General features: G+C 37.1%; 11 protein-coding genes. All 11 read left to right on the forward strand.

Annotated features, from left to right (window positions below; translation table 11 throughout):
• The first annotated feature begins 85 nt into the window (after positions 1-85).
• The 11 genes from rpmB to hpsJ-B all read left to right on the forward strand — a co-directional run bounded on the left by rpmB (position 86) and on the right by hpsJ-B (position 13,287).
• Positions 86-322, forward strand: coding sequence for a 50S ribosomal protein L28 (gene rpmB, locus IQ247_RS27970; protein ID WP_193924982.1), 237 nt, complete (start codon positions 86-88; stop codon positions 320-322).
• A gap of 252 nt (positions 323-574) precedes the next feature.
• Positions 575-796 carry a 2-oxoisovalerate dehydrogenase gene (locus IQ247_RS27975; RefSeq protein WP_193924983.1) on the forward strand — a complete coding sequence of 74 codons (222 nt, stop codon included), beginning with the start codon at positions 575-577 and terminating at the stop codon, positions 794-796.
• Positions 777-1,031, forward strand: coding sequence for a type II toxin-antitoxin system HicA family toxin (locus IQ247_RS27980; RefSeq protein WP_228060110.1), 255 nt, complete (start codon positions 777-779; stop codon positions 1,029-1,031). Before IQ247_RS27975 ends, IQ247_RS27980 begins: the two co-directional genes overlap by 20 nt.
• A gap of 775 nt (positions 1,032-1,806) precedes the next feature.
• On the forward strand, positions 1,807-6,648 hold the full coding sequence (gene hpsA / locus IQ247_RS27985) for a hormogonium polysaccharide biosynthesis protein HpsA (protein WP_193924984.1): 4,842 nt from the start codon (positions 1,807-1,809) through the stop codon (positions 6,646-6,648).
• A gap of 38 nt (positions 6,649-6,686) precedes the next feature.
• The gene (hpsB, locus tag IQ247_RS27990; protein ID WP_193924985.1) at positions 6,687-7,373 is read left to right on the forward strand and encodes a hormogonium polysaccharide secretion pseudopilin HpsB; all 687 of its coding nucleotides are present in this window, start codon (positions 6,687-6,689) and stop codon (positions 7,371-7,373) included.
• A 19-nt stretch (positions 7,374-7,392) separates the two neighbouring features.
• Positions 7,393-8,445 carry a hormogonium polysaccharide secretion pseudopilin HpsC gene (gene hpsC, locus IQ247_RS27995; RefSeq protein WP_193924986.1) on the forward strand — a complete coding sequence of 351 codons (1,053 nt, stop codon included), beginning with the start codon at positions 7,393-7,395 and terminating at the stop codon, positions 8,443-8,445.
• Between the two features lie 93 nt (positions 8,446-8,538).
• The gene (locus IQ247_RS28000) at positions 8,539-9,240 is read left to right on the forward strand and encodes a pilus assembly FimT family protein (RefSeq protein ID WP_193924988.1); all 702 of its coding nucleotides are present in this window, start codon (positions 8,539-8,541) and stop codon (positions 9,238-9,240) included.
• Positions 9,241-9,383: 143 nt separating this feature from the next.
• On the forward strand, positions 9,384-10,355 hold the full coding sequence (hpsE, locus tag IQ247_RS28005; protein WP_193924990.1) for a hormogonium polysaccharide biosynthesis glycosyltransferase HpsE: 972 nt from the start codon (positions 9,384-9,386) through the stop codon (positions 10,353-10,355).
• A 440-nt stretch (positions 10,356-10,795) separates the two neighbouring features.
• The gene (locus tag IQ247_RS28010) at positions 10,796-11,329 is read left to right on the forward strand and encodes a pilus assembly FimT family protein (RefSeq protein WP_193924991.1); all 534 of its coding nucleotides are present in this window, start codon (positions 10,796-10,798) and stop codon (positions 11,327-11,329) included.
• A 242-nt stretch (positions 11,330-11,571) separates the two neighbouring features.
• The gene (locus IQ247_RS28015) at positions 11,572-12,198 is read left to right on the forward strand and encodes a TIGR04282 family arsenosugar biosynthesis glycosyltransferase (protein WP_193924992.1); all 627 of its coding nucleotides are present in this window, start codon (positions 11,572-11,574) and stop codon (positions 12,196-12,198) included.
• Positions 12,199-12,447: 249 nt separating this feature from the next.
• The gene (gene hpsJ-B, locus IQ247_RS28020; RefSeq protein ID WP_193924993.1) at positions 12,448-13,287 is read left to right on the forward strand and encodes a hormogonium polysaccharide biosynthesis protein HpsJ; all 840 of its coding nucleotides are present in this window, start codon (positions 12,448-12,450) and stop codon (positions 13,285-13,287) included.
• Positions 13,288-13,307 lie beyond the last annotated feature (20 nt).

A 13,307-nucleotide genomic window follows, 5' to 3' on the forward strand; every position in this document is an offset into this window, starting at 1 on the left:
TCCCCCGATTCCCTTAGAAATTCCAAAAATCAAACTGGATTCCGATAGAATAGGGAATTACGTAAAAAAATAGGAGATTCTGGATATGTCTCGTGTATGTCAACTGACTGGAAGAAAAGCAAATAACGGTTATGCGGTTTCTCACTCTCACCGTCGGACTAAAAAGCTTCAGCAAGCGAACCTGCAAAGCAAGCGCGTTTGGTGGGCTGAAGGTAATCGCTGGGTGAGACTGAAGATTTCTACTAAAGCAATCAAAACTTTGGAAAAGAAAGGTTTGGATGCAATGGCTAAAGAAGCTGGAATTAATCTCAATCGGATGTAATCCCTTTCCCCGTAAATGATAATACACACAAATAATTAATGTAGAGACGTTGCAGTGCAACGTCTCTCTGTGTCTGGATGATTTTACCCAGAATATGGTGAAACAAATAATAATCCCGCATTTATATTATTCCACCATATTAATTTTGAATGGTTTGTTTTTCACGGAACGTTGGGAGACGTAGCAGCCCGTTGGAACTAATAAAATGGACTCGACTGTTATAAGATATTTAATGAGTTAGACGAAAAACCAGTGAATAATATCGCAACTGAAATAGTATTTTTAATTGAAGAAGACCCAGAAGGTGGTTATACAGCTAAAGGCTTGGGAGAATCGATTTTTACTCAAGCTGAAGATATGGCTAGTTTGAAAGAAATGGTGCGTGATGCGGTTCGCTGTCATTTTCCCTCGGAAATCAATCGTCCTAAAGTAATTAGATTGCATTTTGTTCGGGATGAGGTTATTGCTTCGTGAAGTTACCACGAGATTTATGCGGGAAGGTTTAGCTAAGGCATTAGCACGTTTTGAGTACATTGTAGATAGACAAACTGGAAGTCATATTCGGCTTACAACTCAACTGAATGGCGAACACCATGTTACAGTTCCTGCCCATAATCCATTAAAAGTAGGAACCTTGAATGCTATATTGCGAGATGTTGCGGAGCATTTCGATTTAACTCGTGATGAGCTTTTAAGTCAATTGTTTTAGTTACTTAGAGTACTCCAAGTAAAAAAAGACCCAGTTGTCATTGCGAATGGAGCAGAGCGAAATGAAGCAATCCCAATATCTTGCGGTTGCTACCCTTCGGGAACACCTTCGGTGAACGCTCCTTCTGCCAAAGGGAGACGCTGCGCGAATCTGTGGTTACGCACACGGACACGTTTCACGTTTACGCAGTATAGCGAAGCTAACGCAGTGACGGATTTTGGATCATTTATTTTGTGGAGTATTCTTATAGTAAATAGGACTTACACAAAAGCCAGGAGACGTAGCACTGCTACGTCTCTACATTTTTGGTGTCTTTACAACAAAATCCGCAATATTTTTTTCCTAACTGATAACTTTACTGTTTCAAGTGGGTAATATAAGCTCGGTACACTAATCGCAACTTGATAAAGTTGTCTTGAGCTAATACTAAATTCAGTAAAAAATCAGCAAAATTAATGTGAAGCTATGGCTTTATTTTTCTTCGTCGGCTATAAATTAAATAATTCCCATAATATTAATTTTTACCGGAAAAATTTCAAAAAATTACTAAATATAAATAGCTCTGTTGTTCATTCTGTAAAACTTTATGTTTTTGGTAGTAGCCAACTATAAATAATTTAGATTATCAATTTTGATATCTGCTACATACTTACTTATTGCTGCATTAAAAAATCTGTGTTTGTCTGGGTAAATTCCATAGGCATTGTTTACAATCAAAACTTTAAAACTATTTCATTTAAAAATTCGCATCACAATTGTTGATAGGAAAGTAGCTATGTATAGAAATCGTAAGTTAGTCAGGGCTATTAACAAATTTTTCCGAAAGTTTCGTCGTAAATCTTCATCTACTGTAAAGAAACAAAGTTTATGGCTTTTACGAACTTTCATAGTTACTAAAAAACGCCAAAATTGGGCTAATTCTGGTTTTGTTTTACCCACTGTGGCGATGGTGTCGCTGGTAGTTGTTTTATTGACAATTGCTATTATGTTTCGCTCGTTTGAGCGTTCTAACAATGCGAGTAATGTTAGGGTTAATCAGGCAGTTTTAAATGCTGCGACTCCGGCGATTGATAGGGCAAGGGCGAAGATTGATAAGTTATTTAGTGACCCTACGTTACCACGTTCGACTCCATCGGATAATTCTCTTTACAATGCATTTATTAAAGACCTTGGTAAATATACCTTTGGCGATGAAACTCCCTTAGAAGTAAGATACAACCTTGATGGCGGAAGTATTGACCAGAAGGATGACAAGCCTTTAGAAGAAAGAGAAACGATAAAAAGTGCCTGGAGATTTCCTGTTGATACGGACAATAACGGTAAATACGATACATTTACACTTTATGGAGTTTATTTCCGTAGTCCAACTCGCGGTAATGACGGTAAATTTAACCGTGTTCGCAGTCCTTTAGAGGCTAGAACTCCACCAATGGATGATGGTTCGTTAGGTGGACAATGTTCAGCAGCAAGAGGTACTAGTTTCAGTTTGATTGGAGATTCTGGTTGGTATAAATCAGGAGCTAATATCAAAAAAAGCTTTTTTGTTTATGCTACTAACGTACCTATTGACGGTAAACAAATTCAGGCAGAAAGCCTTAGTAATAGTGATTTTGAAGCATATAAAGGAAATAAAGGATTTTCTGCTCTAGAGTTTCAGCAAGACCAAGAAAGAGTTCCAATTAATAATAATGCAGTAGTTTATGAAGATGACTTAGAAATAGCTCCTGGTGGTGGACTTGATATAAATGGTAGAATTTTTACTAATAGTAACTTACTAACATCTAGAACTAGCAATAGTAGTGCCGAAAGTGTGATTCGTTTTTATCAAGTTAGTAATCAAAATTCATGTTTTTATCAAGCAAAAAATAGCAAAATTATTGTTGGTGGTAATCTAGGTCATGGTCGAATTAATGGAACGGGAGGTTTGTTTGATGTTAATGTAGATTTGTTCAAACCCGGTGCTAAAGGAGGTGGTGCAATAATTAAAAGCAGCACAAAATCTGTTAATAATACATCGGGAGAAATAGCATATAATTCTCAAGCCTATACACAAAGAATTAATTTGTTAGTAGAAGAAGCACTTAAAACAACTACCAATCCAAGTGAGGTAAAAGAAAATATTGACTCTAGAATCAAAGAAAATCCTGGCTTGGTTGAAGCAGATGTACGCAGGGAAGAACTAGAGTCTTATTTCAAAAAACGCACGCGAAAAGTTCCTTTTGCTGAAGTTGATTTTGGTACTACTCCACCTTCAACTGTCACTCTTAAAGATAAAGGTAGTGACACAATGAGAGGACCAGATGAGTGGATTTATCCTTTTAGTATTACTAACAATGATACAAGTTATACAAAATTGAAACTTTATCGGGCTAGATTAGAAGCTACAGAACCGAATAAACTTAAAGAAGTTAATAAGGAAGAAGAGAAATATCTTGGCGATCGCGTTTTACTTGGTAATAATTTACCAGCTCTGTGGTACGACCCAAAGAGCAAAAATTTTGTAGGAAAAGAAACTCCCCAAGACGTTTTACCTAAAATCGAATGGACTGATTTTAGCGATGAAGAAAGCAAATATCGTTACCGCACTACTAACATCGAGCAATTACTTAGTCTTGAAGGTGCTAGCGAACGAGATGGCTTTTTTGAAATCAAGGCTGCACAGAACCCCCAAAACTCACTTGATAACGTTGGTGGTATGCGTGTAGTTACTGGGGCAGGTATTTACGTTGACGGACCGAGTTCAGATTCATCTGCCTCCTACCCTTGGGATACAGATATTGATACAACTACTCCTGCTGATGTTGAACCTCGGTCTTTTTTAGCTAGCTCTCGTCCTGGATGGGATACCGATTTTGTAGGTGTTGGTTCTGGGAAGATTCCAGAAAGCAAACTTAAATTCGATAGCAAAGATCCGATAATTGTTTGGCCAGATACGATGCCCATGACAGCAGGAGCAGATTTAGCAAGCAATCTCAAAGTCAAAGGTGACTTACTAATGAGAGCGACTGCTGTTTATCACTATAAGGATAATGCAGGAAAAGACCAGACACCTATAGCTTGTGTTAGCAGTTATTACGATCCAACAGATGCCATCAAAGCCAAAAACGGTTTAGCAGACTGGAGTAGTAATTACAATGCTAAAGGAAAATCCAATAATGGTATCGTTTACCAAAAACCCTACTCTAGCCATAGTGCTAGGTTGAGTGCTATTGGAACTTACTCCAAACAACTCAATCAACAAGCACGATTGGTATTTCCTAACGGACGTTTTGTTAATGAACCTTTAAGAACAGCGTTAGAAAAGCGTAAAAGTGGAAAAACTCTCTCAATGGCTGACAATTCAGCAATCGATACCGCTGTTTGTGCGATCAGGATTCTCGACTCTACATTAAAACCTGATTCTAGTACAGTGCCACATGGAGCAATTTACGAAACTGCTTTTTTGGATGCTAGAGAAATCAAATCAATTGAACAAGATGCAAATGTAGCTGATTCAGATGCAAACTATACACGTAGTATAGAAGAGCGTCAGCCTTTAGAAGTTCGAGTAACAGTATTAGACTTAGAGCAACTGCGAAAGAAATCCATTGGTAGTGGCTCTCCGCAAGAATATTTATTACCAAATAGCGGCATTATTTATGCTACCCGTGATGATGCCCTACGGGATCTTAGTCACAGTCTAAATCCAGATGATGTTGAGAAAAGCAAATTATTAAGTTCTAGTGACTACAAACTGGACTCAACTCGTCGCCCGAATGGCATCATGTTGATTAAAGGTGAGAATTTAGAACGAAAAAACACATTTAGATATGAAGAGAAAGGCTTAATCCTAGCTTCTAATGTGCCTGCTTACATTAAAGGAGATTTCAATCTTCATTATAAAAGTGGAACAAGTGGAACAAAAATTCCGGTTGAAGAGTTTAAATCTCAACTTAGAAATGACAAAACAGGAAAGATAGATTGGAGCAAATTTTACGACAACAGTCGGAAAACCCTTGATGATGACTTTGCTTGTCGTAAAGATGACCCAAGATTACCTAGTAATAAATGTACAAAAGGCGACAGTTGGCGACCTGCAACAGTTGTAGCAGATGCAGTTACAGTACTTTCTGATAATTTCCGTTTCGGTTTCCGTAATGAAGGAGATTATGATCTGAGAAATAATCAGGGAGATTTCAAATTTTCTGATGAATATAAAAAACAAGGCTTCTTTGACAATAACTTTTTGACTAGTAGTCAGTGGTTCGATGATAAAGGTAATCCGAAAGACTTTGATGCTAAGACAGGCGGCTATCAAGGTAGTTCTTATCTTAATAACTTTGTTACCCCAATTCAGCGTAGGGTAGAGTTTGGCGAATATTTAATGGAAATATGCACCAAAATACCTGTTTCTAGCTGTACAGATGAGTATTGGTCTGTTGATGGTTCTGTTGGTTCTGGAAGAGCGAAAGCAACAGATCAAATAGGTAAAGAATATAAAATTGCAACTCATAAAGCAGGTACAACAGTTGACCTAGCTACTTCAGATTTACAACGCTACGCTCGACGTGTAGCTTTTGCTAGGAAACCAGACGGTAGCTTGGTGCTTGATGAATATCGTCATCCGGTTCCTTTAGGAATTGACAGTTCTGGTAACATCCAAGCATACGCAAAAGAATATAATAAAAAACCATTTCCTGCTGCTAATAATCCTGATGGTATTCCTTTAACAATTAATCAATTACCTCGCAATAAAGCAAATGCTCTTTGGTTCAGAACAACAGATTCTTTGCCCGATAAAAAATTACCAATAAGCACTGATTACGGATATGATTATCCATTGTTTTACCAAACAATAGACGGTAGTACTTTAAAAGGAACAAATTCTCCAGAAGAACAGCCACTGTTAGTACCAGTACTGCAAATTCATATGCCAAATAAGGCTACTAAATCCGCAGATAACCCCCCAGCTAATTATGACGAACTACCCAGCAAATATGAGGATAGAGGTGTTGGTGTCAATAAGGACTGGTTTCAACAAGCAACCGCAACAACAACAAATTTAACAATAGCAGGTGGTGATACCCCAGCACGTAAAACTGAAACAAATGGAGGTTTAGAAAACTTTATACGTTACCTAGAAAAATGGCAAGAAGGTTCAGAGGAAGACTCTCCAGGTATCAATCACAGTCTTAGCGGTTCAATTATCCAGTACAAACGCAGTGCCTATGCAACAGCACCTTGGCAAATTGTACAAACTAACAGTGATAAGAAGACAAGTGTCGGTACAAGTATTTTTGGTTCTGATTACGAATTATTCTATCCATCTCACGTAAATAGAACTAATGGAAAAAGTATGACACCTTTCTATACACAACCTTCACGTCAATGGGGTTTTGATGTCGGCTTGTTATCTCAAATACCTGACTTATTCGCTCAGACATTTACTTTACCACCTTCAAGCAAACCTAACGAATTTTTTAGAGAAGTAAGTAGAGATGATACATGGGTGAAAACTTTACTCTGTGCAAAAACCGTCAAGATAGATAATTCAGGAAAGATTAGTTCCACGAACAAAAATGCTATTTCTGAAGATCAACGTCCTAAAGACTTTTGTAAAGAATACGCAGGAAGTTAATAAGCATTTAAAAATTTCACCATTTAAAAACACCAACCATGCTTAAAGGTCAACTACAGCAAATTTCTTCCCAAAAGAATCAACCAGGTTTTACAATTATCGAATCTTTGGTAGCAGTTATCGTACTTGGTATTTTAATGACTGCGATCGCACCTACAATTGTAATTTCAACTGCAACACGAGTTCAATCAAGACGTGTAGAGTTAGCTACTCAAGCAGCCAGAGCTTACATTGATGGTTTAAGTTCTCGAAACATTCCTGCACCACCTATTTCAAAAAACGATCGTGTAAATGCTCCTACAACCAGTTTAAACTGCAATGACCTTACAGCAGATAATGGCTACTGTTCCTCACCTAAAGATTCATCCTATAAAGTTTTTTGCGTTGATGGTACTGGTGATGGGAAATGTACTAAAGAAGAATCAAAAGACTTGATTGTGCAAGCATTTGGTTTTAACCCGGATTCAACAGAAGCCTCAAGTGGTTATAAACTGAGGGTTCGAGTTTATAGAGCAGATGCTTTTAAAGATAATAAAGCTCTTATTCCTAATGAAAATTCTACTGGTAAAAAAGTTACGCAATCAACTTTTACTGGTGGAATCGGTAACGTCAAAGCTCCTTTAGTTGAAATAGTTACAGAAATTTCTACTCAACAAACCACGTTTCAAAAATTTTGTTCTCGTTTAGAAAATAGTACAAACACGAATTCTAAATGTAGTAATTAAACTATTATCAAGGATTACTATGAGAAATCAACTCAATTTTTTGAGAAAAAATAACTTAAAGCAAAAACATTTTTCTTTTAAAAGTAAAAATAGTGGCTTTACCCTTATAGAACTGTTAGTAGCAATGATTCTTGCAGTTTTAGTGATAACACCTTTACTAGGTTTTATGATTAATATTTTAGATACCGACCGTAAAGAACAAGCCAAAGTCAACTCAGAACAAGAAATTCAGACAGCCCTTGATTATATTGCTCAAGATTTACAGCAAGCTATATATATATATGATGCGAAAGGTGTTAAAGCTATAAAAAACAAACTTCCTTACAGTACAAATACAGATAGAGTTCCTGTATTAGTATTTTGGAAACGACAGTTTGAAAAAGAAGCTATTGCTGGTTCTTTTACAGGTAAGAATGATAGTTTTGTTTACTCTCTGGTAGCTTACTATCTGATTCAAAGTAATACAAATAATAATGGAGATAAAATATGGTCTAACCAATTTCGTATCGCTAGATTTGAACTAAAAGGTGGAGTGAGAAACCTTGATGATCCTTTTAAGAAAAATGGAGACCCTAATTATATTAAAGAACCTGACAAAGGCTTTGCTTTATTTGAACTTAGTAATCCTGCTATAACAGGTACTCTTGAAGACAAAATGAATAGCTGGAAAAAAGATGAAACGATTTCTACCAACACATATAATTTAAGCAATACTGCGATTTTAGTTGATTACATTGATGGAAGTCAGGATAGTTCCTTAAGAGGTGCTGATAAATGTGAAACTTTTTTTGACCTGAGTAAATATATTAGTACAAAGCAAGATGATAAGAAAAAAGCATTAAAAGTACCGTCTTTTGAAGACACTTACAAATATTCAAATATCACAACATTAAATAATAGTAGTTTCTATGCCTGCGTAGATGTTGACACAGTATCAGCAAAGATATTTCTTAGAGGTAACGCTTATGCTCGGATAAATCAGAAAGATAATAATTTCAATAAAAGTCGTGAATCCTATTTTCCGACAGCAAGTGTTTTAGTTAAAGGCCGAGGATTAATTGGTGCTAATTAACTAAAATTTAGTCAATTCAAAATTCAGAATTTCATGAACTAAAATTATTACAGATTTATATAAGTATTTTCATAAAAGCTATTTACACAAATAATGAAAATCCAATTATTTTCAAACTTACGACAGCAAAGTTGCTTAAAAATAAGGTATCGAGAAGATAAATCTTATCAACAGCAGTCTTTAGCTAATCCTAATGATTCATCTTCCGGCTTCACCCTAATCGAAGTCTTAGTAGTAATAGCCATGGTGGGCGTTCTTTCCGCAATAGCCGCCCCCAGTTGGCTTGGATTTGTTGCGAGACAGCGACTAAATAAAGCTAACGATAGCGTATTCTCAGCATTACAAGAAGCCCAGAGACAAGCAAAGAAAACAAAACTTAGCTACAGTGTTAGTTTAAAAATTGATAATAAGGTTGCAAAAATACTCGTTCATCCAGATTCTATTGAACCTTCTAAAGTCGATGATAAACTTTGGAAGTTGATAGGTGAAGGTTTAGAAATCAAATCTAATCAAATTGTAGTAGGTACTAATCTTACAAATAAAAATACAGGTAAAGATAAAGATAAAGATAATCCAATAAAATCTCTTACTGGTTACAAAACAATTGCTTTTGATTACACTGGTGCTTTACCTAAAGATGCTACAACACCTTTGAAAATTGTATTAGCCACACCTAAATCTCAGAATTCTACACAACCTAGTAATCTCAAACGCTGCGTTATTGTCGAAACCCTAATCGGAGGAATGCGAACCGCTACAGATGAAGATTGCGACAAAAAAAATAGTACTTGGTAATAAAAATACCAAAATTCAATAATAATACTGAAGCAATAACTGTACCTAAAAGAAGAAAATTAATACATTGGGTGCAGTTTTTTATTTCTATTTTCATCTACCATCAAATAAACCAATTTAAAATCAACATTTAAACCAGCGCTATGACAGAGTGCATAAACTTTACCGTAGCTATTCCTACATACAACGGTGCAAGTAGATTACCCGAAGTATTAGAAAGACTACAAAATCAACAGCATACCGAAAATATTACTTGGGAAATCATCGTTGTCGATAACAACAGTACTGATAACACGGCAGATGTTGTTAAAACCTATCAAGAAAATTGGCAACATCCCTTTTCTTTAAAATACAGCTTTGAACCCAAACAAGGCGCAGCATACGCTCGTGAAAGAGGAGTAGCTCAAGCCAAAGGAGAATTTATCGGCTTTCTTGATGACGATAACTATCCCCTGTCAAACTGGGTTGCCAAAGCTTACGAATTTGCTCAAAAATATCCCCAAGCAGGAGCTATTGCCAGTCAAATACATCCCAATTGGGAAATTGAACCACCAGAAAACTTTCAACGCATTGCCCCATTTTTAGCAATTACAGAAAGAGGTAATTTACCTTTACTCTACAACCCAAAAAGCAAACTATTACCACCTTCAGCAGGAATAGTAATCCGCAAACAAGCTTGGTTAGAAAGTATACCGGAAAAACTAGTTTTAACCGGCAGAATTAACGGTAATATGCTCACCGGCGAAGACACCGAAATGCTGTCTTATATTCAACAAACAAATTGGGAAATTTGGTACAATCCTGAAATGGAAATTTATCATCAAATTCCCTGTTGGCGCTTACAAAAAGAATATTTATTTCCCTTCTTCAAAGGCATTGGACTAAGCCGTTACGTTACTAGAATGGTTGATGTCAAACCATATTTAAAGCCAATAAAAATGTTTGCTTATATGGTGAATGACCTGAGAAAAATATTATTTCATATAATTAAATACGGTAAAAAAGTCAAAACCGATTTAGTTACAGCCTGCGAAATGCAATTATTTATAAATAGCTTAATTAGTCCATTTTATCTGTGGAAAAACGGCTATTTTAAGAATAAATATCAAGGGTAAATAAATTTCAAAAACCCTCAGAAACCCTCAGATTAGAAATCTGGGGCTACACAAACAAAGCCCACCTACCTGGGCTAAAAGACAACAAAATTTCAAACCTGCGAAGGCAGGTTTCGCCTGTGTAGCCGCGATTTCAATCGCCGGGTATTTTATGATATCGCCGGGCATTTATAATACCACCGGGCATTTATAATATCGCCGGGCATTTATAATACCACCGGGCATTTATAATATCGCCGGGCATTGATAATACCACCGGGCATTTATAATATCGCCGGGCATTTATAATACCACCGGGCATTTATAATATCGCCGGGCATTTATGATACCGCCAGATATTTATCTCACCAAGTCTCTATTTCCCCATTTCTTAGTTATCAGGTATTAGTCAAATCGAACTAACCGCATCTACCAGTGTGGTGCATTTATCAGAAAGTAAAATGTTTAACAAACACTGGAATAATAATCCGAGCAGCGGTTTTACTCTGCTCGAAACGTTGGTAGTCATTGCCGCAATTGGTATATTAGCTGCGATCGCCGCTCCTTCTTGGCTAGCTTTCATAGAAAATCGTCGCCTCAATGATGCTTCGGACAAAGTATATCTAGGTTTACGTGACGCGCAACGTCAAGCCAAAAGAACTAAAACGACTTGGCAATTTAGTCTTCGCGAACAAGGAAATATTGTCCAGTGGGCAGTTCATCCGGAAACTGTAAATCCAAATAATGCTAACTGGAATGATTTGGACTCAAATATCGTTTTGGATCCGGAAACGACTTTAAACTTAAAAAATAATATCAGACAAATTCAGTTTGACTATATGGGTACTATTAGAAAACCGCCTTTGGGAAGAATCACTTTATCTGGTAAATCTGGTAGTAAAGCTAAACGTTGCGTGTTTGTCTCTACTATTTTAGGAGCAATCCGCACCGCAAAGGAACGCGATCGACCTAAAGATGGTGATTATTGTTATTGATTTTCGTCGCTGATAATTAACGTGGTGGAATAGTAGTTCATTGCATTAGTTCTGATGGGTTAAATATTTGTAGTGGGAGCTTCTAGCTCCCTGGTAAACTGTGGCGCATTTAATTTATATTTCTCTAGCGAGCAAGATGCTCGCACTACATAGCCAGCAAGCTCCCTGGTAGCACATCTTTAATCATGAATGGTGCGTTACGCTGTCGCTAACACACTCTACAATAGCTACAAATAACTTACGTGTCTCTTTCACCTAAAATCGCCGAACAACACCTAATTATTTTTACCCGCTATCCCGAACCTGGTAAAACTAAAACCCGATTGATACCCGCTTTAGGAATAGAAGGTGCTGCGAATCTCCAGCGACAAATGACGGAATATACTTTATCTGAAGTAAAAAAATTGTGCAAATCGACTGCAATATCTTTTGAAGTTCGATTTGCAGATGGTAATTTACAGCTAATACAAAATTGGTTGGGAACAGAATTAAATTACCAACTTCAAGGAGAAGGGGATTTAGGAAAACGCATGGAAAACTCTTTTTTGAATGCCTTTAATCTAGGTGCCAAAAAAGTAGTTATCATCGGTATTGATTGTCCAGGTGTTAATGCTGAGGTTTTAGCACAAGCCTTTGAAAAACTGCCAGATTGCGATTTATTACTTGGTCCTGCTGTTGACGGTGGTTACTATCTAATTGGTCTAAACCGTGCCATCGGACAATTATTTACTAACATAGACTGGGGAACTGAAGCGGTATTGCAACAAACTGTGGATATTGCCCAGCAACTTAATTTATTTGTTGCTTACTTACAAACCTTGGCTGACGTTGACCGACCGGAGGATTTACCTATTTGGCAAAACCGTTGACAGTTGACAGTTGACAGTGAACAGCACACCATATGACTGTTGCATTTACTGTTAAATGCAATACGAAGATTTGCCGAAGACACCTGAAATAAGCTTTGCTACTGTGGTGTAATCTCGAACATAGGTGTTAAAATTTCCACCTGTATTGAACCTACTTTATTTATCAACAGTAGCTAGAGTATTGGCAACAATATTCGAGTAACTTTATGTAGGACGATTGTTGTAATTGAATACGAGACTAAAACAAAGATGGTTAATCGTTTGGCTACTGTAAATACTTCCCGTACCTTGAAAGTGGTAGGGATAATCTTAATTTTGTCCTTTTTAGTTGACATTTTAATACTTTCATTTCCCTTCCAACCAACTAATAGTGGATGGCAAATTCAGTTAGCAACCGCGTTTGTTGACCGAGGAATTGTGCCTTTGGTGGGTTTGGGTATGTTATTCGCAGGACATTGGGTCGATAGTTTTGATGATTCTAGTCCGTCAGGTATCGATTTGAGATTTCCTATACTAATTTTGTCAAGTATCTTAGGATTGATTTTTCTATTAATTTTTCCGCTGCACCTCAATAACGTGCGACAAGCTAGCGATCGCGAAGTTCAACAAATTAATGCAAGCGCTCAACAAGCAGAAAGCCGAGTGAAAACTGAGCTATCGCAGGTGCAAGCAAGATTAAGTACCGAACAAGCAAAAGCTCAGATCGAACAACAAAGAACTCAAGTCAGAAATCAGTTTTCCGAACTGCTCAAAGACGAAACAAGATACAAACAAGCCATAGAAAATCCTAGTATTCCGCAACAACAGAAAGATTTACTCAAGAAATTTAAGGCTGATCCTAAAGCACTCGATACTTTCATAGCCGAACAAAGCGATCCACAACAACTAGCGAATCAGCGCTTAACTCAAATTGCTCAAGAAAGAGAAGCCGCTGAAAAACGAGCCAAAGAAACAGCTTGGAAATCTGGATTACGAGTTGGGATGAGTAGCTTACTGCTTTCCATCGGCTACATTGTTATCGGTTGGACTGGATTGAGAAGCCAAGGTGCAACAAATGGTGGTGGAAAGCGTAAAGCAACCGCACGTTGAGCAGATGGGGAGATGGGGGG

Origin of the sequence: Plectonema cf. radiosum LEGE 06105 (assembly GCF_015207665.1) — a bacterium.
GTDB classification, from domain to species: Bacteria; Cyanobacteriota; Cyanobacteriia; order Cyanobacteriales; family Nostocaceae; genus Rivularia; species Rivularia radiosa_A.